This is a genomic window from Chitinophaga oryzae (genome assembly GCF_012516375.2).
GTDB lineage: Bacteria > Bacteroidota > Bacteroidia > Chitinophagales > Chitinophagaceae > Chitinophaga > Chitinophaga oryzae.
Genome location: NZ_CP051204.2, coordinates 3,226,055 through 3,247,639, shown reverse-complemented (window position 1 = coordinate 3,247,639; position 21,585 = coordinate 3,226,055). Strand labels below are relative to the sequence as shown.

Annotated in this window: 18 protein-coding genes and 1 pseudogene; 8 read left to right on the top strand and 11 right to left on the bottom strand. The window is 51.4% G+C overall.

Annotated elements, in window-relative coordinates:
- The 6 genes from HF324_RS13555 to HF324_RS13530 all read right to left on the bottom strand — a co-directional run bounded on the left by HF324_RS13555 (position 1) and on the right by HF324_RS13530 (position 7,830).
- Positions 1-4,410 (bottom strand): DUF6443 domain-containing protein, encoded by a 4,410-nt coding sequence (locus HF324_RS13555; protein ID WP_220101309.1) that lies wholly within the window; start codon positions 4,408-4,410, stop codon positions 1-3.
- A gap of 364 nt (positions 4,411-4,774) precedes the next feature.
- The gene (locus HF324_RS13550) at positions 4,775-5,404 is read right to left on the bottom strand and encodes a hypothetical protein (RefSeq protein WP_168860012.1); all 630 of its coding nucleotides are present in this window, start codon (positions 5,402-5,404) and stop codon (positions 4,775-4,777) included.
- Positions 5,405-5,495: 91 nt separating this feature from the next.
- Complete coding sequence (locus HF324_RS13545) at positions 5,496-6,032, bottom strand: ORF6N domain-containing protein (protein ID WP_168802978.1); 537 nt, start codon at positions 6,030-6,032, stop codon at positions 5,496-5,498.
- Between the two features lie 145 nt (positions 6,033-6,177).
- A complete protein-coding gene (locus tag HF324_RS13540) occupies positions 6,178-6,681 on the bottom strand; it encodes a DinB family protein (RefSeq protein WP_168860011.1) in 504 nt (167 codons plus the stop codon).
- 2 nt (positions 6,682-6,683) lie between these two features.
- The gene (locus HF324_RS13535) at positions 6,684-7,124 is read right to left on the bottom strand and encodes a PaaI family thioesterase (RefSeq protein WP_168802976.1); all 441 of its coding nucleotides are present in this window, start codon (positions 7,122-7,124) and stop codon (positions 6,684-6,686) included.
- 10 nt (positions 7,125-7,134) lie between these two features.
- A complete protein-coding gene (locus HF324_RS13530) occupies positions 7,135-7,830 on the bottom strand; it encodes a DUF2461 domain-containing protein (protein WP_168802975.1) in 696 nt (231 codons plus the stop codon).
- A gap of 163 nt (positions 7,831-7,993) precedes the next feature.
- Here HF324_RS13530 and HF324_RS13525 point away from each other — a divergent pair, with 163 nt between their 5' ends.
- The 5 genes from HF324_RS13525 to HF324_RS13505 all read left to right on the top strand — a co-directional run bounded on the left by HF324_RS13525 (position 7,994) and on the right by HF324_RS13505 (position 16,525).
- Positions 7,994-8,557, top strand: coding sequence for an RNA polymerase sigma-70 factor (locus HF324_RS13525; protein WP_168860010.1), 564 nt, complete (start codon positions 7,994-7,996; stop codon positions 8,555-8,557).
- A gap of 77 nt (positions 8,558-8,634) precedes the next feature.
- Positions 8,635-9,750 carry a FecR family protein gene (locus tag HF324_RS13520; RefSeq protein WP_168860009.1) on the top strand — a complete coding sequence of 372 codons (1,116 nt, stop codon included), beginning with the start codon at positions 8,635-8,637 and terminating at the stop codon, positions 9,748-9,750.
- Between the two features lie 279 nt (positions 9,751-10,029).
- A complete protein-coding gene (locus HF324_RS13515; protein WP_168860008.1) occupies positions 10,030-13,266 on the top strand; it encodes a SusC/RagA family TonB-linked outer membrane protein in 3,237 nt (1,078 codons plus the stop codon).
- A 176-nt stretch (positions 13,267-13,442) separates the two neighbouring features.
- The gene (locus tag HF324_RS13510; protein WP_168802971.1) at positions 13,443-14,936 is read left to right on the top strand and encodes a RagB/SusD family nutrient uptake outer membrane protein; all 1,494 of its coding nucleotides are present in this window, start codon (positions 13,443-13,445) and stop codon (positions 14,934-14,936) included.
- A gap of 5 nt (positions 14,937-14,941) precedes the next feature.
- Entirely contained in the window at positions 14,942-16,525 is a 1,584-nt protein-coding gene (locus HF324_RS13505) for a fibronectin type III domain-containing protein (RefSeq protein ID WP_168860007.1), read from the top strand.
- A gap of 75 nt (positions 16,526-16,600) precedes the next feature.
- Here the strand turns inward: HF324_RS13505 and HF324_RS13500 are convergent, their stop codons facing one another.
- Positions 16,601-17,140, bottom strand: a complete 540-nt coding sequence (locus HF324_RS13500; RefSeq protein ID WP_168802969.1) for a GNAT family N-acetyltransferase — start codon at positions 17,138-17,140, stop codon at positions 16,601-16,603.
- An 83-nt stretch (positions 17,141-17,223) separates the two neighbouring features.
- The gene (locus HF324_RS13495) at positions 17,224-17,754 is read right to left on the bottom strand and encodes a DinB family protein (RefSeq protein WP_168802968.1); all 531 of its coding nucleotides are present in this window, start codon (positions 17,752-17,754) and stop codon (positions 17,224-17,226) included.
- Positions 17,755-17,821: 67 nt separating this feature from the next.
- On the opposite strand from HF324_RS13495, the gene HF324_RS13490 reads away from it, so the two are divergent.
- Both HF324_RS13490 and HF324_RS13485 read left to right on the top strand, forming a co-directional pair.
- Positions 17,822-18,289 carry a hotdog fold thioesterase gene (locus tag HF324_RS13490; protein ID WP_168802967.1) on the top strand — a complete coding sequence of 156 codons (468 nt, stop codon included), beginning with the start codon at positions 17,822-17,824 and terminating at the stop codon, positions 18,287-18,289.
- Positions 18,290-18,433: 144 nt separating this feature from the next.
- Positions 18,434-18,637, top strand: a complete 204-nt coding sequence (locus HF324_RS13485; protein WP_168802966.1) for a CsbD family protein — start codon at positions 18,434-18,436, stop codon at positions 18,635-18,637.
- A 48-nt stretch (positions 18,638-18,685) separates the two neighbouring features.
- Here the strand turns inward: HF324_RS13485 and HF324_RS13480 are convergent, their stop codons facing one another.
- A complete protein-coding gene (locus tag HF324_RS13480; protein ID WP_168860006.1) occupies positions 18,686-20,071 on the bottom strand; it encodes an MmgE/PrpD family protein in 1,386 nt (461 codons plus the stop codon).
- A gap of 74 nt (positions 20,072-20,145) precedes the next feature.
- Here HF324_RS13480 and HF324_RS13475 point away from each other — a divergent pair, with 74 nt between their 5' ends.
- On the top strand, positions 20,146-20,661 hold the full coding sequence (locus HF324_RS13475) for a CinA family protein (protein ID WP_168860005.1): 516 nt from the start codon (positions 20,146-20,148) through the stop codon (positions 20,659-20,661).
- A gap of 35 nt (positions 20,662-20,696) precedes the next feature.
- Here the strand turns inward: HF324_RS13475 and HF324_RS13470 are convergent, their stop codons facing one another.
- Positions 20,697-21,407 (bottom strand): type IX secretion system membrane protein PorP/SprF, encoded by a 711-nt coding sequence (locus HF324_RS13470; protein WP_309475674.1) that lies wholly within the window; start codon positions 21,405-21,407, stop codon positions 20,697-20,699.
- Positions 21,305-21,565: pseudogene (locus tag HF324_RS33780) on the bottom strand (type IX secretion system membrane protein PorP/SprF); the annotation flags it as partial. The gene HF324_RS13470 and the pseudogene HF324_RS33780, both read right to left, overlap by 103 nt.
- Positions 21,566-21,585 lie beyond the last annotated feature (20 nt).

Below are 21,585 nucleotides of genomic sequence, written 5' to 3'. Positions count from 1 at the left end.
TCATTTTTTTTGTTTGTTAGGGTGATCAAGGTTATAAGCTTTCGCCGGTATCGGATTACTGGTCGCAGACTTGAAGGCTCCATTTGTATCATAGACAACTGTCTTACGAATAGCTCCCGCCATATTTTCCACTTCCATAGCCCGGCCTGGGTCTTGATCTCCACCAGCTCTCAGATGTCCTATACCGTGCCAAAAATTCTCATAAGGCGTAAAAGTTCTTAATGGCCCTCTTCCTCCGCCTTGAAGGATATCCATTGCATTAACAGGAACTTGATTTCCTTCTTCTGTATATTTAACATCCATTACATTCGCTTGCGTTGGGGCGGGATTTATTGCCAAGATCCCTTCACCATCCTTAGTTGAAGTTGGATAGACTGCTGCATCTCCTTTTGAGCCTTCATTACCGGTATTAACCTCAATCATACCGCCTTTTTTACTTTCAAATGAAATATTTTCCTCAATAATGACATTATACTTTATTTCAGAAGTCATTAAACCATTTAATTCGCCGAAGGCCTTCGCTTCATCACTGGTAAATTTAGAGACATCGCCACCAAAAACCAGCTTCCCACTCTTTTCATATGAAAAGTCTTTAGCTTTGTCTCCAAAAGATTGATACAAGAGATCCTTAACCGTCGCTTGATATTTTTCACCTACAATCACGTCAGCGGGTCCCCTTCCATCAGGATCGATAAAACGTAAAGGGTTATTAAAGGAATAGTTGTAAGGACTCCAACGTCTCATTTTCTCGCTCAATGGATCCAACGTATGCCATCGGGCTATCTGTACATCGTACATTCTGGCCCCATAGTCATACAGCTCCAGCCCTGATCCATCTCCAAATTCTCCACTTTGTAATTCCATACCATTATACTTCAACCGATTCTCCGGATAATTCTTCCCAGTAAGCGCATTCGAACTTATCCCCGCCATCGTCAACCCAAACGGATAATAATGCATTTCCTCCAGCACCGGGCCGGTCATTTGCGCTACCATTAGATTATCAAAGAACACCTCCTGTGAACTCTCATTACTGGTGTAAACATACAAAAATCCGCTCTTTTCCATGACCATCTTATCCTGAGAAAGTGTCTGTAACTGATCTGGCTCAGCTTTTACCTGCTTCACCCCGCTGTTTTGCTCTACCATTTTAAACTGATCATCGAACGAAACGTAGTTCAGGTAGGCTTTCGGCTTTCCGGGTTGCTGATCGGGGTTCTTCTCTTTCAGCTGGCGATAATCATTATTGTAAAAATTGGCGTTGAAGGGCGTACTTGCCACAGATGCAGGAGCGCCGTGGGTGGCATCCGCGGAGGTGGCGCCACCAAATGCATTGATTAGGTCCGCCAGCATATTTTCAGCAGGTACAACAGGACTATTCTTGTCCACCGGACCATTGGATTTATAAAAAGCCTTGCTGCTCAATTGTATGGTGTCACCGGCCATTACCCTTAACACCAGCGAAGGGCCGATCTTTTTACCGGTGCCGGTGGCGATCAGTTTAGCGACAGATTCATTTTTACCGGCGCTCTCGTCCGTCGGGTACCCTACCGGTTTATTACTCCGGGTATTGTCGATATTACTGAACAACAAATTCTCTGTCGCGGCATTGGGCGTTTCCATAGTTGCCGCATACATGGTGAAGTTCGTCTGCTCCGTGAGTACCAGCCGGGTATTGCCCAGATGGTCTTTTACAAAATAGTCGTAGACAAATGTCGGCGCCTGACCCGCCTGGTAGACGGTCCGGATCCGTCCTTCTTCATGTCCGGCAAAACGCAGACTGTCATTTTCATAGACAAAGCCGCCCAGGTAGTCTGTGGTGGTCACCTTAGCGGTGCCGGTAGTATTATCGGTAACGATCTTACGGACCTTATTACCACCTGCATCGTACATAAACCGGATATTTCCCTTTCCGGTAACAGTTATCAGTTCCGGCAGGTTAAGGTGGTTGTAGCTGATGGAAGCGATTTGTTTATTCCCGTCACGGGTAAGGTTGCCCACTCCGTCATAGGCATAATCAACGCCATCCGTCTGGCTATCGGTAAAATCACCTAAGCCTGTCTTAGCCCTTACGGTATCATAAACCGATTTCAGCTGGTTGCTGTTATCATTATAACGGTAACTCAATTTATCTACCTCACCTGCCGCATTATTCACCTGACCGCGTTGTTTCATCGTCAACAGGTTACCGTTAGCGTCATAATTAATATTGCTCACGGTAAAATCCACCGCTCCGTTCTGCCAGTTTCCGGAAGTAAGCTGGGAGAACCCCGCACCTTTCAACCGGCTGATCTGATCATAGTTATAGCCATAGGCACGCTGAGCGGTGTCATTCCATCCTTTCCAACGGATACCGGCGATATTACCACTAAAAGCCTGATTGGTAAATCCATAATCGTAGTTCAGTTCCTGTCCGAAATGCGCGCCCACGGAGCCATTCGCCAGATAATCCTTGCTGATGCTCCTCAGCCAGCCGCGGAGGTTATAATCATACGTCTGCCGTTCCAACGGGGCACCGGTCCCATTGATACCCAACTCCTTTACACTCAATTGCCCGATCTTATCGTAGGTATTCCTGGCAATGGTGCGTGTCAAGGCGGCATTGTCGTTCAACCGCTTGTTAATAGCTTTCACCCTGCCCTGATCGTCATAAACCATCGTTGTCAGGACAGTGGTTTGCGGTGTAGCCCCGCTCCGGCTGTTTTTATGCCGCTGGTAGGTGCTGACAACTTTCCCGTTAAAATTGTAACGGGAGGTTATTACGTCCGTGCCGCCGGTAGCATTGTCGGCTACCACCTGGCTTATCCTTCCTTTATCATTGTAGTAGGTGGTAGCGGTGAGCCAGGTATCGGTACCCAAAATGCGGGTACGCGTACCCGTTACCAGCCCTTTGGTGAGATTCCCGACCGTCACCGGCTCAACGTATACATTGCCTTCATCAGTCGGCTTGCTAAAATCGCCGCTGATCGCGCTTTGAACGCCAGGGAACTGATAATTATCGTAAAATGTATATGTTAACGGTGTCAGCGTACCATTGCTGAAGATATCCGGTAAGGGATTGCTGACAACGATATTCGCAGTGTCCCTCCTCAGCGACGGGTTAATCAGCATATCTACATTGACGCCACTGCCGGTATCAAAACCATCTTCCAGCGTTACGGAGTTCGTCGCTTCGTAAACGGTACGCGCCGGTTCATGATACGCGGTAACCAGGTCGGCAAGGCCCGGAAAAACGTAGTTGCTGGTGCCACTGTTATTAACGGCCCCGTTCATCTGTCCCTGTAACACCTGCCGGGAGATGTTCCGGTTGTACAACGTCGTTTCTATCGGCCGGTTCAGCTGATCGTAAAAAGTGACATGCCATACATTCTGTGCCCGCTGAACCGAGTCCCTGGTAAACACCAGTCGGTCACGGACATCATACACCATCTCCACCACACCGGCGCCGGGCACTTTTTTAGTGACCATCCGGTTCCTTTCGTCATAGGTATATTGAAAACAAAGGCCATCTGCGATAGCTGCGGTATTCCAGGTAGTCGTTATTTTTTCCACGCCCAGCGGTGGGATGACAAAGCGCAGGTTATTCAGGTCATCGTAGATGTAATAGGTACAAAACCAACCCATGTGTGCAGTGCCGGGATTGGCTCCTTTTAACTTTCTCAATACCAGCTGACCGGATTTGTCCTTATACTCCCTTATCTGACCACCGTCTTCATCAATGCTCACATCTACCGTCAGCTGACCGGGATCATAAGCGCGGGGACTGACCGGCAGTCCGGTAGCACCTATGGTCCAGATGCGTACAGAATCCTGGGCTGTGTTAACCAGGTACTGATGGCTCACCGGACGGGTAGCCCAACTGTTGCCGGGAGCGTAGGTTTTCATCACCCGGTTTAACGGAGATGCCTCAAATTCGGTCTGACTATAATATATTTTCTCTCCCGGATACCTGCCGGAATTCTGATAAAACTGTTGTTGTGCGCTAAAGGGAGATGTTTTGAATTTGCCATCGCCGGTAGTGTGCATATAAGGCAGATACTTATACTGCTCCCTTCCGAAAGCGTCGTATACGACCGGAGTTACAATATCCCTGGCGGAATCGCCCATCCCTTTGGCCACTGTCTGCAACGGCCGGCCAAGACCGTCAAAATACTGCGTACCCTGCTTTACCTCTTTTACCGTCCGGCTCTCCGCGATCACCGCAGCCGGATCTGTAGTGGGCATAGACGGTTCCCATGTGCGGATATAGTTAATAGACGGTGACGTGTAGGCGGCTGGTAAAGCCACCGGCGTAGCGGCAGGAAGTCCGGGGCCACCTGGTTGCTGCGCCTGAGCCGCCTGGCTGGCCAAGCCTAATGCGGGAACCAATAATGTAACGTGCAATAATCTGAACCAATTTCTTTCTCTCATAGGTCTTCTATTTGGGTAACAACTTTTCATGATGTAACCGGCGGTTGATATTTCAGAACTTTTCTATCCTTGTTGCTACATCTGGCCATTCCTCTCTTTAGGCACCGCAACTAACAGAGATAAGTTGATTAAACAGCTATTGGACCAGGAACAATCTATCAGGGGAGCGTCACCATAGGTAAGGAATGCATTCCGGATAGGAGGAATTGTTGGGCAACATCCAATATTTTTGCTACATAGTCAATGTTTCTTTTGTAACAACCAATGTTGCACAAGATAGAAAAATAGTTCGTTCCTGCAAAATCTCGCGGTCACTGGCATTACACCCTTCATTCAGGAGAACTTTATCTGTTTTCTCGCAATATTAAACAACGAGGCGTTTCCTCAGTACAAAGTCCTTCGCAATAATAAAAGAGTTATCCAAAAACAGGATTTTAAGGGCCTGAAAGCCTTCCATATGCGCTGTTCCATTCCAAAACACCGGCATGGAGGCTGCTGTTTGCGAACAACGGACACTCTCCTCTTCGAAACACCTGGCATATGCATCCATCAATTTCTGAGGCCCGCTTGCAAATAACCCGAACGGTGGCAAAAAGCCGTCCCGCTCCAGGAAAACAGTGTTCCAATAAGTTTCTGGCGGTAACAAATCACCGTAGATACCCCGGTGAGCCCGATGCAATTTCCCAAAAAGCCGGTACGGATCTTTTGCGACCCCGTTAAAATACAATGATGAGTTGAGATCATTGTATTTCCAGAGCAAAGGATGATCATTGACCACATCTATATCCGAAAAAACATCCTTTTGTAGTTTGAGGTCCTTGTATCCAACGATGTCTATGATAACGTTTTCAGATCTGACCTCTTCATCGTCGAGCTTAACCCACAAATCCAGAAATGGCTGGTCGGCATGTATATTTAAAGAAGAAATTTTAATCTCGATTTCCTCGGGATCAAAATTCTTCCGAATGTCAAGAACAAGGTTCTCTAATTGCATAGCAAAAAATTATCTTCTGCCTCACGAAATCTGCCATTTTTAGCACGCTTATTCCGTTACCAGCACGAAACCAGGTAGCTACCAACAACAATTACTGTTTTTTTTCCCTATTCAGGTTAAAACCGATCACATTACGTGGCTGCTCTGGCTTATGGATGAGATGCTCGAGCACCCGATAAATGTCCTCAAACTGATTATCATACTGAATCCTCATTTCATCCAACACCCTCATTACTTCCTGGTAATTAACAGATAATTTTCTCAATGACACAAAGGTTCTCATGATGGCGATATTCATTTCTATGGCTGTGTCACTCCTAAGTACACTGGATAACATCGCCACACCTGTTTCACTAAACGCAAAGGGCTTCGCACCTCCAAAGTGCTTTTTGTGTGGTATCACATTTTGTGATACCACTGACTCTATCTCCTCTTCTGTCAACTCAAACATAAAATCTTCCGGAAAGCGCTCTATGTTTCTTCTTACAGCTTGCTTGAGTGTCCGTGTTTCTACTCCGTACAACTCCGCAAGATGAAGATCCAGGATTACCTTTTCTCCTCTTACTTGTACTATCCGTTTTATAATTCTCTCTTCAGGAACAAGCTGTGACTGTTTTAACTTATTCATCTTAACATGTATCTGCTACTACTAACGTATTAGCAGGTTGACAAGTACTATTCGGGGCAATATAAAAAACAGACATAACTCATTTCACCTTATTCGTATTTTCAAATTTAAGTACCAGATCAGCTACGGCCATATTCATCCACTTTTACTCCCCCTTACCATACCCCGCCACTTCCTCCGCACTCAGCCCAAACATCGGCGGAGTCTTTACACCGATCATATTCAGGTAGATATACAACTGTGCGCGGTGATGGATTTCATGTTCTACCATGGCGCGCATCCATTTCCAGACAGGCATGGTAGCATTGCCGGGCGTGGTACATTTCCGCTGCAGGTCTTCATCGCTCAGTGCGCGGAAGATAGCTATCGACTCCTCGTGCTTTTCGTCGAAATACGCCATCACGGCGTCGTAGCCGTCTGCCTTCTCTTTACCGCAGCCGTCGTAGCTGCTGGGGCGACCGGCGATGGTTTCGGCGAACATATACCTTTCAATAGCCGCGATATGCCGTATCTCATCACCGATAGTGAACTTGCCCGGCATATAGGCCCAGTCCAGCGATTCGGGCGGCACCACGGCGAGCAGTCTTTTGGTGCGTTCACGGATTTTATCGTAGTAAGGCAGGAACGTGGTTACAGTAGTGATTTCCATGGTTAACGTTTTTTGATCTGCATCATCGTGACCAGCGCGGTGGCCACGTGGGTTTCGCGCTCGCCGGTACGGGTGTAGAGGTCTGTTTGTATAATGGTGAGCGTGGCGCCGGCTTTGATGGTCTTCCCGCGGCCGATCAGCAGTTCCCCTTTGGCCTGGTTCAGGAAATTGATCTTGAACTCCACGGTCACGAAATAAGGGTCTTCTACGGGAATGGTGGCCGCGCAATAGCCTGCCACCACATCTGTCAGCCCTGCGATGGCGCTGCCATGGAAGATGCCCGACGGGCGGAGGGCAATGTCGCTGGGCGGCATGCTGATCTCCACATACCCTTTGCCGATGCCGGTCAGGCTGGCGCCGTACAGCGCCATCATTTTCTGGCGGCCGAAACTATCGCGCACACGCTGCGCTATCTCCGGTGCTAACGGTTCAATGTTTTGCATATGCTGATGATTACAATCCGTTGGAATCGGTGGACAATACCTCACTCATATAGTCGAGGAAAGGACGCATGGCGGCAAAGGTTTTCCCGGCTTCTTTTCTGAACTGCGGTGACATCACCTCTTCGTCGGTAAAGCGGCGGATCAACAGGAACTGTTTGTAACGCAGCAGGTCGGCCCCTTCGTGTTCCGCGTCATAACCACGGGGCGTCTTTTTCAGCTGCTCCCCTTCCAGTGTGCCGAAAGTGGATTTAAAAGACTTGCTGTTGAGGATCTTTCGCAGCGGGCTCGGATCGAAGGCAATATCATCGCGGATCTTTTTGAGATCGTCGGCCACCGGCCCCCAGAAGCCGCCGCCGATAAAGGTATTGCCCTGCTCTATCTGAAAATAATAACCGCCGCGGCGCTGCCGGGTAGCCCGTTTGAAGCCACCGGCCCAATACGTTTTATAAGGTGTTTTATCTGAAGAGAAACGGGTGTCGCGGTAGATACGGAAAAGGCTCTTTTTGCCGGAAGGCGTTTCTATCACGTCATGTGCGGAAAGATCTGCCAGCAGGCCGTCCGCAAAGGTCTCCACTTCCTGTAACGCCCGGAGATAGTCGTCTTTGTGCGCATTGAACCACTCCCGGTTGTTATTTTTCTTTAACGCCTTTAAGAAATCAAATCCGGCCCGTTGTATGCCCGCTCCGCCTGTTGTTTGTTTTGCCATTTTGCTGATGTTTTTCAGGATGAAATCGACGAAAGCAAATATAAATTATTTTACCGCCGGAAGGGACCATCCGCGAAATCAAAAAATCCAATAATAAAATATCCAAATAACCAAATAACTAAATAAATTTGGCCGATGGGCTCTGCCGGAGGTTTATTAGTATATGAGGGATTATAACGCGTACAGTGATGCAGCATTGCTACCTTTATTAAAGGAAGGCGAAGTACAGGCCTTTAACGAGGTGTATGCCCGCTATTTCCGCCTGCTGTACCAGTACGCCTGGAATATCCTGGACAACGAAGATGAGTGCAGCGACGCCGTGCAGGAGATATTTGTGTGGCTGTGGGAACACCGCTCCACCCTCGAAGTCACCTCGCTGAAAGGCTACCTGATGGCCGCCGTCAAATACCGGCTGGCGCGCATCATCCAGACCTCCCGCCGCCGCGCGGCCATCCTCGCCGCCAACGTGGAACTGCCCACCACCACCCGCATAGAAGAAGATTTTGAAGTAAAAGAGCTGAGAAGGGTGATCACCGAATTCTCTGAAACACTTCCACAGCGCGCCCGTGAGATATTCCACCTCAGCCGCGTGCAACACCTCAGTAACAAAGAAATCGCCGCCCGCCTGGGCATCTCCGAAAAAACGGTGGAAAACCAGATCACCATCGCCCTGAAAAAACTACGGTCAGACCTGAGCAAAAAAATGCTCTCCTTCCTGTTGTTGTAATTTTTTTTGACCTCCTTTGGGGGGAAGCCCCTTTTTATGTCCCTTAGTATATTAAACAAGCACCTAACAGGCTTTCCATGGACCAGGCACGTATTGCAGACATTATAGAACGAATAGCGGCCAACACGGCCACAGATGAAGATCTGGCGGCATACAGCGCCTGGTGCGACGCACAGCAGGCCAGCCGGCCGGATATCGGCGACTTGTCCGCCAAGGAAAGCGCCCTGCTGGAAAGAATACACCGGCAGACAGGCATCTCCCGTGGAAGGGTATTTCCCTGGCGCATCGCTGCTGCCGCCGCCCTCACCGGCATACTGGCCGGCGGATTCTTCTGGTTCAGGCATAGCAGCCAGCCACCAGCCCCCGTCGCCATCCACGCCCTGCCACCTTCGGCAGACGTGGCGGCAGGCAAGAACACTGCCACCCTCACGCTGGCCAACGGGAAAAAGATACTACTCTCCGATGCCCGGGATGGCAAACTGACCGACCAGGACGGCGCGGAAGTCAGCAAAGCGGCCGACGGCTCACTGGAATACCGCCCGGTCAACGGCGCCACCGCCGTTCAGTACAATACCCTCAGCACCGCCCGTGGCGAACAATACCAAATCACCCTGTCAGACGGTACGCGGGTATGGCTCAATGCCGCCACCACGCTTACCTTCCCGGCCTCTTTCGCCCATCAGGCGGAACGCTCCGTGGAAGTAAACGGTGAAGCCTACTTTGAAGTGGCCGCCGATCCGGCCCACCCTTTTAAAGTACGCACCAGCCAGCAACAAATACAGGTATTGGGCACCAGCTTCAATGTCAACAACTACCCCGATGAACCGTCTGCCAGGACCACCCTGCTCCGCGGCGCTGTTAAAATCAACGACGCACAGGTGCTGAAACCCGGGCAACAGGCCATCAGCGGTAAAAACGGCGACGTAAAAATAGCCTCCGTCAACACCGACGGTATCGTTGCCTGGAAAAACGGCTACTTCGAATTCAACGATGAAAACATCTACGAAGTGATGCGGAAAATAACCCGCTGGTACGATGTAGAAGTCATCTACGAAGGCGACATCCCCACCAACGAAATGGTGGGCACCATCTCGCGGTTTGAAAACGTATCAAAAGTCTTAAATACCATCGAGAAAGCAGGCCTGTTGAAATTCAGGATCAGCGAAAAGAAAATTTATGTAAGCAAATACTGACTACGATTGTGAACGATGAATGTCAGGGAACAACTATTTAACAGTGAACTTTAAATCCACGCCAATGAAGTAATGCCAACAAACGGTGGCCTTATAAAAAACGTGAAAGTGAGGAAGCACTTCCACGTTCGGTCGTAAGGCTTCAATCAAAATCAATTTTTCACGCTCGGAAAAACAAACATTGAATTAAAAACCAAACCTCGTAAAGGTATGATATTAAACCTTCTTCACAAAGGAGGCAGGGCGAGCTATTGCCGGCCTTCCAAAATCTTCGTTTTCATGCGGATTGCAACCACCTTATTGCTTACAGCGTTCGTCGGCCTCAGTGCTGCAGCCAATGCACAGAAAGTAACCCTTTCTGAGAAAAACGCTTCCCTTGTCACCGTTATCCGGAAACTGAGAAGCCAGACTGGCTACAACTTCTTCTACGTTAAAGATCATATCAGCACCGCTAAACCGGTCAGCGTGAACCTCAACGATGTTCCGCTGAACGAAGCGCTGAAAGCCATTTTCGCCGACCAGCCCCTCTCCTACGTGATGGACGGCAAAGAGATCACCGTACGGAAAAAACCGGCAGCCACTACCCTGACAGACAGCCCGCTGACCGACGTGAACGGCAAGATCCTCGACGCTGACGGCGCCCCGCTGCCTTTTGTGACCGTAGCCGTAAAAGGCTCCCAGAAAGGCGCCATCACCAAAACCGATGGCAGCTTCACCCTCAACCTCGTAAAAGGCGATGTGGTGATAGTCCGCTCCATCGGTTTCGAAACCCAGGAAATCATCTACACCGGCCAGGCCACCCTGGACATCCGCCTGAAACGCGCTACCAATGCCCTGTCAGACGTAGTAGTGATCGGCTACGGCACCGTAAAACAGAAGAACCTCACCGGCGCCGTGACCACCGTAAAAGGCAAAGACCTTAACATCAGCGCCAGCACCAGCTTCCAAAGCGCCCTGCAGGGCAAGGCTTCCGGCGTACAGGTCACACAAACCACCGGTCAGCCCGGCGCAGGCATCAAAGTACAGATCAGAAGCAACCCGTCCTTCGCTAACGCCGGCGTGTTGTACGTGATCGACGGCGTACCCGTGATGGACGCTGCCGCACAGCCCATCACCGGCACCAAATACGGTAAAAATGCGGAAGGCGGCGTAGACAAATCCCCGCTGAACTTCATCAACCCGAACGATATCCAGTCCATCGAATTCCTGAAAGACGCCAGCGCCGCCTCTATCTACGGTGCACGCGCCGGCGCCGGCGTAGTGCTCATTACCACCAAAAAAGGCATCAACGGCAAACCAAAAGTGGAATATACCGGCTCTTACGGTATTCAGAACGTAGATAAAATGTACCCGGTATACGGCGCGGCAGACTACATGGTGCAACGCAACCTCCTGAGGGAAGAAATGTGGTACCGCGATAATAAAGTGGCTCCCTACTACGGCACCACCGATCCCGGATCTGTAGCCCAGCCCTATAAACCGATCTACTCCCAGGGCCAGATCGATTCCGCCCGCAGCTACAACGAAAAAGCTACCGACGCCATCACCCGCGCAGGTTACACCCAACAGCACAACATCGCTGTTTCCGGCGGTAACGGTAAAACCAACTACTACGCTTCCGGCAACTACTTCGATCAGAAAGGCGTGATCCTCGGCACTGACTTCAAACGTTACAACGGCCGCGTAAGCATCGACCAGGCAGTGTCCGACAAAATCAAACTGGGCGCCAGCATGATTCTCTCCAATGCTACTGCTAACAATACCTTTACCGGCGGCGCCAACGAAAACGGCGGCATCATCACCTCCGCCATCTACTGGGCGCCGGTGCAACCGCTGCAACTGCCCGACGGCACCTACCCCGTAAGCCCCTACTATCCTAACATCCCCAACCCGGTGTCGTACGGTACCATCACCGACCAGACCGTTACTACCCGCACCCTCAGCAGCGCTTTTGCAGAATGGAGCATCATCCCGGACCTGAAAGCCAACGTACGCTTCAGCTACGACAACTCCAACTCCAAACGCTCCACCTACCTGCCCAGGACATTCTACCTCGGCGCACAAGTGAACGGCTCTGCCAGCATCGCCCAGTCAGAAGCCAAATCCACCCTGCTGGAATATACCCTCGCCTATAACAAATCGTTCAACGAACAGCACAACCTCAGCGCCGTGGCCGGTTACAGCTACCAGAAATCCGGCTGGGAAGGCTTCAACGCCTCCAACCAGGGCTTCCTGTCTGATGTGTCCAAATACTATGACCTCGGCTCCGGTCAGGCCATCAAACCGATCGTAGGTTCCAGCAAATCAGAAACTATCTGGGCCTCCTACTTCGCCCGCGCTATCTATACCTACAGAGGCAATATCACCTTACAGGCGTCTATCCGCCGCGATGGCTCCTCCGTATTTGCCGCCAACAAAAAATGGGGTTACTTCCCCGGCGTATCTGCCGGCTGGGTGCTCTCCGATGAAGCGTTCCTGAAAGGCTTTACACCGCTCTCCTTCCTGAAGGTAAGAGCCGGCTACGGTGAAACCGGTAACAGTAACTTCGGCGCGGCGGCCAACAGGGTATACGACGCCTCCAGAAGCCCTTACTTCGGCACCGGCAATATCAATACCGGCGTAGTAATGACCCGCGACGAAAACCCCAACCTCACCTGGGAAACAGCCGGTGAACTGAACGCGGGCGTTGACTTCGCGTTCTTTAACAACCGCCTCTCCGGTTCATTCGACTACTTCCGCAAAGACATCCGCAACCTGATCTTCAGCGTCACCTATCCCACCGGTTTTGTGCTCAGGGAAGGATTTATCAATGCCGGGAAAACCAGGTCTACCGGTTACGAGATCGCCCTGCACAGTAAAAACATCCAGTCTGAAAACGGCTTCTCCTGGTCTACCAGCCTGAATTTCTCCCACTACCTCAGCTACTGGAAAGAACGTTCACCGGCAGCCATCGGCGCCCTGAAACCCTGGGAAGCCGCTACCGGCAAAGACGCACTGTTCAACCCGATCTATGGCTACTGGTCAACCGGTATCTATAACGGAGAGAAAGGCGGCGCACCGGCATATATGCCCGGCATGCTGCCCGGCGGTCTTATCCTGAGAGACATCCACGGCTTCGACGCCAATGGTAAAGTAGTAGGCCCCGATGGCGCTATTTCCGCAGCAGACAAAACCCTGCTCGCAAACGGCGACCCCCGTTTCAACTTCGGTATCGGTAACCAGTTCGCTTATAAAAATTTCGACCTGAACATCTTCTTCTCCGGCCTGGTCCAGAAAAAATGGTCCCCCTACCTGGCGGCAGAGTCAATGAAACCACCACCAATCCTTTTGGTTTCAACGCTATGCCGGTATCATCCAACCGCTGGACCTTCAAAAACCCGAACGGAGACTTCCCGACCGCCCTCACCGACGGCTCTTATTCCCAGTTCCAGAACGAAGCCAGCTACTGGCTCGCCGACGCTTCTTTCCTGCGCTGCCGCAACATCACGCTGGGTTATACCCTGCCTGCCAAAGTAGTAGAAAGACAAAAAGTATTCTCTGGTGTAAGGTTCTCCTTCGACGTTCAGAATCCGTTTACCATCACCCAATACCCCGGCCTGGACCCTGAGCTGGACCCGGACAACTTCTACCCGCTGGTAAAAAGTTATGTATTTGGCGTAAACGTATCCTTCTAATCACTTAACCGGACAATTATGAAAAACATATATCACCGACTCGTTTTGCTGGGCAGCCTCGCGGCTTTCAGCGCATGTGAAAAAGACCTGAAATATACCACCTACGGCAACCTCGCCGATGTAGTGAATACCAATGAAGGCGCCGTGGCCACCGTCAACGCCGCTTACACCGGCCTGGCCGGCGGCGCCGACTGGCAGGGCGGCTGGGATGCCGGCACCTACGCCTGGCGCACACAGGCCATGATGACCACCGACGAAGGCATCTGCTCCTGGGGCGGCAACTGGATACCGCTGCGTAACCTGAACTATACGCCCGACTTTGATTGGGTGACACACAACTACGGTAATTATACTTCCTATATTTCCCGTATCGCTATTGCACTGGGCAATCTCGAGAACCTGAACATCGAAGCCCAATTGAAACAGCGGTATATCGCCGAACTGAAGGCGCTGAGAGCCCACTATGCACAACTGCTGTATTTTAACTATGGTCCCTTCACCATCGTGACAGACCCTAAGATAGCAGCCGATCCCAATGCCCCTTACCTGCCCCGTCCGACCAAAGACGTAGTGGTGGCGCAGATCGAAAAAGACTATAAAGAAGCTGCTGCGGTATTGCCGGACAAGTTCACCGGTATGGATTACGGCCGCTTCTCCAAAGCCGCCGCCCTCACCGGCCTCATGAAACTATACATGCATGAGAAAAAATGGGCGGATGCAGTAACCACCGGTCAGCAACTGACACAGATGGGCTACTCCCTGATGGGCAACTACGAAGACAACTTCAACACCGCCAGCAAAGGCGGCAACTCTCCGGAGATGATCCTCGCCATCGTATGCTCTTCATCCGGCGGCGACCAGTACACCAATATGTGGCTGGCACACGCACTGCCCTCCGATTACAAAGACTCTACCGGCATCCCGCTGACAGCATGGGGCGGTTATAAAATGCCCTGGACCAGCTACGATAAATTCGATAAAAAGGATAAAAGGCTGAAAGTGCTGCTGGAGTCCTATCCTGTAGGGAAAGACCCCGGTGGAAAAGTGATCTATAAAAACGCCAGGACAGCGGGCGAACTGGGCGCTATCCCTGTGAAATTCGCTCCCGACCCGTCCCGCGCCAACTCACAGAACAGCGCGATCGACTTCCCTATCTATCGCTATGCCGACGTACTGCTGATGCTGGCAGAAAGCATCAACGAAGCTAACGGCGCTCCTAACCAGCAAGCTTACGACGCCATCAACGCCGTCAGGAGAAGAGCCGGGCTGGCAGACCTGCCCATAGGTCTCTCTAAAACCCAGTTCCTCGCCAAAATACAGGACGAACGCCTGTTTGAACTGTGGGGCGAAGGCTGGAGAAAAGATGACCTGATCCGCTGGAACCTCTATATCCAGCGCGCTGTCAACGATGGCTCCACTACCGCACAGCCTTATAAAGTGCTGCTGCCTTTACCCAGGCTGGTGATCACCCAAAGCGGCGGTGTCATCAAACAAAACGAAGGATATAACTAAGGACCATGAAGCGATTGTTTTATTTATTGTTTTTAACATCAACCGGTTTGCAGGCGCAGGATATATCCGCGCCTGCAAATCTCCGGCTGACGGGCACCCGCAGCTGGATCAGGGTTGACTGGGAGGATAAGGCCTCCAACGAAGCAGGCTACCACCTGTACTGGTCGGACAGTAACCACAAACCGGCCACACCTTCCGCCACGCTGCCCGCCAACAGCACCCGCTATTATATTCAGCAGGTGAAAGGCAACACCCGTTATCATGTATGGGTGGAAGCCTTCGACACACGGCAGCACAGCAAAGCGCTCACTGACGCCGTCCTCACCACCACACAGTGGTCGCTGGATACCGCCGAAGCCCGCCGGCTGGACATCGCCAGCTCCGCCGCCGTACCGGAAGGCATGGCCCTCTACTGGCATGATGAGTTCAACGACTCGCTGCTGGACCGCAACAAATGGCACACGACCTACTATTCCAATATTGACTTTCTGAAGAAAGACAACCTGGACAATATGCGCAACGGCACGCTTCCCGAAGCGGCCTATACGCTCAACGGCCATACCATCAACATTTTCACCAACGACTCCCTGCCGGCAAAAGCCTACTACCCTAACGGCCGGAAGATCTCTTCCATCCAGACATACGACTGGCGTACCAACGAAAACCTGCTGGACAACAGCCGTGGCGGATACTATGAGGTAAGGGTGAAACGCAGCTTCACCGGCAAGCCACAGGGACTGAACACCGCCTACTGGTTCGACTCGCCGGGGCCGGACCTGAAATACTACCTCCAGGAAGGCACCACGCTCGACGGCGTTACCGGCATCCGCCCGAAAGGACAGGTGTTCGAGATCGACGTATTCGAAAATATCGATGCACAGTTTGTACTGCATGGTCATGTGGATGATAAGGGCAGGTTCGTACACAACCTCAATACCCACATCGCCAAAGGCTTTGAGCACAAAGACCAGTGGGTCACCCACGGCATTCTCTGGACGCCCAACAGCATCAAACATTATATTAACAATCAACTGATAAAAGCTTACACCGACAAACACCAGATCTATTCCCCCAACCACGTGATGAACGTGTTCCTGGGCTCCTATGGCGGCGGTGGCTCTGTAAGCATGGAGGTAGATTATATCCGCGGTTATCAATGGCCGCTGGAAGGCAACAACGAACTGCCGAATCCCGGTTTTGAAGCCAACACCAGCCTGCTGCCCTGGGAAGGCAACGGCACGCTGGCGCCCGGCCGCAGTGGTAGCCATGGCCTGTTACTGAAGGCTGGTCAGGAAATGGAACAATATGTGTACCTGGACAATAACAGCAACTACCAGTTGACCTACTGGCAGAAAGGTAACAGCCCGCTGCACGCTGCAGTGGCCAATATGAAGCTGGTCACCGGCGACCTGCAACAGGCGGCGGCGCAGACACAAAGCGGCAACGCCGGTTTCACCCGCCAGCAGCTTTATTTTCAGACCGGTAAAGAATATGGCGGCAATATGAAAACCGTGCGCATTTACTTTAAAAACACCGGTCAGCAGGATATCATTCTCGATGATGTGACCATCAGCAAGACAGGCAAATAACCATCCGTTATATACTTCAAAGGGCTGCCGGCAATAAATGCGGCAGCCCTTTGTTATGGAACAGGCCTGGTGGCATCAGGCATGCTGTGCCGGCCAGTCTGTCTTATTTATTTCATAAATACAATTCAGGCGGGAAGGCTCGCCGAAGTAAGCCACTTCTTCTTCCTTCACCTTGCGGGCGCCCAGCCGTGTGATGGCTATCCGGGAGCGGGTGTTGACAGCGCCCACATGAAAAATGACCTTGTCCACATATTGAAAAATATACGACAGCATCAGGTCTTTTACCGAAGGATTCAGTCCGGTGCCCCAGCATTCGCGGCTATAGAAAGTATAACCGATCAGGATGCTGTTGTCTTCCGGGTTGTAATCGTAGAAACGGCTGCTGCCAGCTGTTTTACCGGTGGCTTTGTCCACGATGCGGAAAGCGCCGCCGCTTTTCATGGCGCCGTCGAAGTAGGTCTCAAATACCGGCCGTTGCCAGCGGGTTTTATTGGGATGCTGCTCCCATACCAGCGGATCGGACGCCACTTCATACAACGCTTCAAAATCATTTGGCTGCAGGGGATAAAGGATGGCCCGTTCGTTTTCCAGTTGAGGTTGTATAGAAAAGTTCATAGTAATTGTATTTGTCTTAGACAAAGTAACAACTATCCACCCGCTTCCCCTGCGTCCAATTGATACAAAACAGATAGTCCGGCTTAGAAAAGCTTCTCCTGTGGCGGCTTGGCGCCGGCCAGCCGGATATACACGGTGGTTTGGCCGCGGTGGTGCGTCTGATGCTCAAACGCTTTTTCAAAAGCGGCCTCGCGGCTCATGTCAAAGCGGCCAAACAGTTTGATCGGCTCCGGCATTTGCGCGTCTTTCATGTTTTTGAGCTTGTCGATGACAAAGTCGTAGCTGTCCATCACGGTTTTGGTCACCGATTGTTTGGAAGTGTCGCCGGACTTTTCCAGGTCGCCCGGTTTTCCCTGCATGGTGGCGCCGCTGGCGAAAGTGGCAAATCCGAAATTGGCTTCTGCAAGATGCAGCATCTGTCCGGCGAAGGAACGCATTTCAGGCGTAGGTTTCAGGCCATAAGAGCCCTCGGGCATGGCATCCAGGTACTCTTTAGTGTATTCCTTTGCCCTTTCCCATTCTTTGATCATTTTAGCGTTGATTTGCTGCGCATACATTTGCAGCGACAGGCATACGGTGATGCCGGTGGCGAGAAGTAATTTGAGAGGTTTCATATTTGGTGGAGTTATGTAGTCTACTAAATTACTATATTCCCTCTTTGCAAAAAAAGATATTTCACCCATGAACGCGACAAACATCTGGCATACGGTAGTTACTATTGCCGAACTGAATGAGAAAGGAAAATCCACGATGAATGAACATCTCGGTATGGAATTCACCGGCATCGGCGATAACTATCTGCGTATACGCATGCCTGTTGACCACCGCACCGTGCAGACTTACGGCATACTCCATGGCGGCGCGTCCGTAGCGCTGGCTGAAACAGTGGGCAGCATCGCCTCTACCCTCGTGATCGACCCCTCCACCGATGTCTGCGTAGGCATGGAGATCAACGCCAACCATGTCCGCAGCGCACGCGAAGGATATGTGCACGGCACTGCCACGCCCATACACCTGGGCCGCCGCAGCCACATCTGGGAAATCAGGATCACTGACGACCAGCAACGGCTGATCTGCATCTGCCGGCATACCGTGGCCGTATTGGACAAAGCCTCGTTTCTGTCCGGCTCAGACCGCGGACAAGGATAAGCAGATTGTCTACAGATGACCGCGGACGGGGATGTTTTTCCTCGCTTTCAGCGGCCGGAATCCATGAAAACAGGCACATGAACAGGTGGATTAATATTTGCCAGTTATCATCCGTAAATATTATTCACCCAAAAACTGTTTACTATGGACACTCAAAACAACAGCTTTCTCCTGAAGGTAAAAGGCAACTGGAATGAATTAAAAGGTAAGATCAAACAACAATACGCAGATCTTACGGACGACGACCTGCTCTATGTGGAAGGTAAGGAAGACGAGCTGCTGGGGCGCATTCAGCAGAAAACAGGCAAAACAAAAGAAGAGGTGAAATCGTGGATCGATAAATTATAGTACCCGCGAAATATATAAGCCCCGGACTCTCAGCCCGGGGCTTATATATTAAACCTCACGCTGCAACATGGCAGCCAGCAACTCATTGGCCGTATGGCTTTCCAGCTGTTCAATCATATCGCACACCACGTTGATTTTCTCTTCGGAAACATAAGGTTTGTTCAACCGTACCATTTTCTCCTTCACGTCTTCATATGTCAGCGGACGGGTAAAAAAACCTTTATAGTCTTCTTTTTCCCCGGTAAACTGCTCTCCGCGGATCGTGGTGATCTCCACTTTGCAACGCACTTTGTCCGGATAGGCCGCTGTATAAGGGTCAAGGATACCGGCCACTTTCACCGGCTTATGCAGGGGAAAACCGGTATGTATTTTCACTTTCTGCAACAACGATTGTACATCTTCCTGTGCGATCCGCTCTTCCGTCAGCTGGGGCGGATACACCTGCCTGTCCAGCAATACGACAGCCGCCAGGTAAGGCAGGCTGTGATCTGCCTGTTCTTTGGTGTAGACTTTCGTCCTGTCGCCGTATTCACCGTTGCCCACAATATGATACGCAGTGAGGAAAGTGGTGATATTAACTTCCGTGATCTCTGCGGCCCGCAGCTGATGCGCTTCTGCCATTTCCTGTATCAATTCCAGCACCGACTGCGTATGTACTTCCGCGTTATACGTCTTCAATATACAGCGGGAGAGCAACTGAAAGTCTTCCGCACTCCATTCATGTTCCAGCTTTTGCTCGTGTACGGCGTTATATCCTTTTTCCGGTATCTCAAACAGTTCCGGCGGACCGCTGACCCCGTTTTTTGCCATCATGACCAGGTTCATACAACCGGCGTTTACCAGCGCAGATGCCAGTCCCTTCCATTCGGTGGTATAAGACGCCCGCGAAGTAACAATGGGATTGATGTTACAGCCCGCTATTCCCAGCGCATGGGTCAGCGCTTTGGCGGACAGGTCCATCAGCCGGCCGGCGCCGGCTGTGGCGGAGAACGCCAGCAAGGTGGTATGGTCGAACCCGGCAATCATCACCGGATAGTTTTGTGTGAGTACACATTCCACCGCGTAGGCCGTTGCCATGGCGGACAAAAACCTTTCTCCGGAGATCTCTTTCAGGTGGCATGCCGCCAGCAGTATCCCGATATTGTCACTCGGGTGACAGGTAGACTCCTTCGCCAGGAAGTTGTCCATAAAATCAGGATAACGGATGAAGGCTGTATAGCACTGTGCCGCATGGTCTGCCGCCAGCGGCTGAGCCGTTGTGTATAACTGCCTGATGCCCGCTTCCATCTTCCGGGGCGTTTCCTGGAACTGTGCCCAGATAAAGGAAGCGGCTGCATCGAGTAAATGAATTTTCAGGCGCGACCGTATTTCCGGTGGTATGTCTTCATAATGAAACCGGAGCGCAAATTCAGCGATCTTTTCTGTCTGTGTCATCGGGCTTTCTTTTTAAACACCTGCTCTAAACCCCGTGCCAAACGCTGGCACGGGATTAGAAAAGAACCTTCATTATGGACACTATGAATCTTGACAGCATTAACCGGATCAGAACGATCCTGATGAACCGTCAGCAGACCCTTGCGGTAGCAGAAAGCGTCACCGCCGGCATGTTACAGGTCGCGTTTTCATCGGCCGACAAAGCGTCGGAATTTTTTCAGGGCGGCATTACAACGTATAATCTGGGACAGAAAGCGCGGCATCTGCATCTCGATCCGATCCACGGACAACGGTGCAATTGCGTATCTGCAGAAACCGCCCGCACTTTATCAGAAAACTGTTGTTCCTTTTTTTCATCACATTGGGGAATCGGCATTACGGGCTATGCTTCTACGGTACCGGAAGAAGGCATTACGGAGCTGTACAGCTACTACAGCATTGCGGCCGATGGGCAGGAGATGAAATCAGCACGGATAACTCCGCCGCCCGGAATGGACAATCCTATTGCCGTCCGGTATTTTTATACCAATACGGTGATTGACATCCTGCTGGACGTACTCACCAATACAATACAAAAAAAGCCCCGCTGAAAGCGGGGCCTTTGTCCGGATGGCACACCATCCGTTTACCTGAACAAATGTACGGAAGCGCCTATTTCGTAGGCGCCGTTATTAGGATTGTTGTAACCTCCGGTCTGTGCATGATAGAGCGCCTGTATCGTCACGGTATTACTGATGTTTACCCCAAAACCGGCTGTCAGGCTTTTGGAGGTGTGGTACAGCGCCATGATGTTTAGCAGGTTGTCCAGGAAAACTGCGTTCACTCCTACGTCTACTATATTATCATAACCGCGAACGCCCCGGAAGCTGACTTTAGGCGTCAGGCTTTCCAGTGCGCCTTCAAACCGGAATTTATATTCGGCTGCGGAATAGAAGATGGTACCGCCGTTCACCATTTTATTATCTCCTGTAACAACGCTTCTGACATTGGGCAAGGCAGCCTGCACGGTGAGCGCCCCTGTCGTATAGGCCATGCCGTATTCCCCTTCAAAATAGTTGTCCCGGCGGTTGAAGGCGCCCAGGGAAGGGTCGTTCGGGTCGCCGTTAACATGAGAAAGATCCAGCCGCTGGAAGTTGAGCGCCAGTGAAAGTCCGAAATGCAGTTGTTGCCCCGGGCTCCTACCGGCAGATGATAGGCATAACTCATTGCTACGCGGGTACGGTTGATCAGCCCTGCCACATCGTTGAAGACGTTCAGGCCCGCCCCTACTCTTTTGCCCAGTGCTCCGTCTACGGTGAGGAAACGTGTTTCCGGAGCGCCGGTAAGCTGTTTCCATTGACGGCGATACGCCAGGTTTACATGCAGCCCTGTATCCATGCCGGCCATCGCAGCGTTGGCCAGATACTGATTCTGGAAAAACTGCGTCCCGGAAGGGTCCAGCAGGGCCGGCGCGTCGCTGAGCGTTTGCGCCGAGGCGCCGCCTGCTGCCGTCATCAACAGCAGCAAGGCTAAAC

Coding starts and splice junctions, on each gene's coding strand:
- HF324_RS13555 (WP_220101309.1), bottom strand. CDS start 4,410: ATGAGAGAAAGAAATTGGTTCAGATTATTGCACGTTACATTATTGGTT.
- HF324_RS13550 (WP_168860012.1), bottom strand. CDS start 5,404: ATGCAATTAGAGAACCTTGTTCTTGACATTCGGAAGAATTTTGATCCC.
- HF324_RS13545 (WP_168802978.1), bottom strand. CDS start 6,032: ATGAATAAGTTAAAACAGTCACAGCTTGTTCCTGAAGAGAGAATTATA.
- HF324_RS13540 (WP_168860011.1), bottom strand. CDS start 6,681: ATGGAAATCACTACTGTAACCACGTTCCTGCCTTACTACGATAAAATC.
- HF324_RS13535 (WP_168802976.1), bottom strand. CDS start 7,124: ATGCAAAACATTGAACCGTTAGCACCGGAGATAGCGCAGCGTGTGCGC.
- HF324_RS13530 (WP_168802975.1), bottom strand. CDS start 7,830: ATGGCAAAACAAACAACAGGCGGAGCGGGCATACAACGGGCCGGATTT.
- HF324_RS13525 (WP_168860010.1), top strand. CDS start 7,994: ATGAGGGATTATAACGCGTACAGTGATGCAGCATTGCTACCTTTATTA.
- HF324_RS13520 (WP_168860009.1), top strand. CDS start 8,635: ATGGACCAGGCACGTATTGCAGACATTATAGAACGAATAGCGGCCAAC.
- HF324_RS13515 (WP_168860008.1), top strand. CDS start 10,030: ATGCGGATTGCAACCACCTTATTGCTTACAGCGTTCGTCGGCCTCAGT.
- HF324_RS13510 (WP_168802971.1), top strand. CDS start 13,443: ATGAAAAACATATATCACCGACTCGTTTTGCTGGGCAGCCTCGCGGCT.
- HF324_RS13505 (WP_168860007.1), top strand. CDS start 14,942: ATGAAGCGATTGTTTTATTTATTGTTTTTAACATCAACCGGTTTGCAG.
- HF324_RS13500 (WP_168802969.1), bottom strand. CDS start 17,140: ATGAACTTTTCTATACAACCTCAACTGGAAAACGAACGGGCCATCCTT.
- HF324_RS13495 (WP_168802968.1), bottom strand. CDS start 17,754: ATGAAACCTCTCAAATTACTTCTCGCCACCGGCATCACCGTATGCCTG.
- HF324_RS13490 (WP_168802967.1), top strand. CDS start 17,822: ATGAACGCGACAAACATCTGGCATACGGTAGTTACTATTGCCGAACTG.
- HF324_RS13485 (WP_168802966.1), top strand. CDS start 18,434: ATGGACACTCAAAACAACAGCTTTCTCCTGAAGGTAAAAGGCAACTGG.
- HF324_RS13480 (WP_168860006.1), bottom strand. CDS start 20,071: ATGACACAGACAGAAAAGATCGCTGAATTTGCGCTCCGGTTTCATTAT.
- HF324_RS13475 (WP_168860005.1), top strand. CDS start 20,146: ATGGACACTATGAATCTTGACAGCATTAACCGGATCAGAACGATCCTG.
- HF324_RS13470 (WP_309475674.1), bottom strand. CDS start 21,407: ATGGAAACAGCTTACCGGCGCTCCGGAAACACGTTTCCTCACCGTAGA.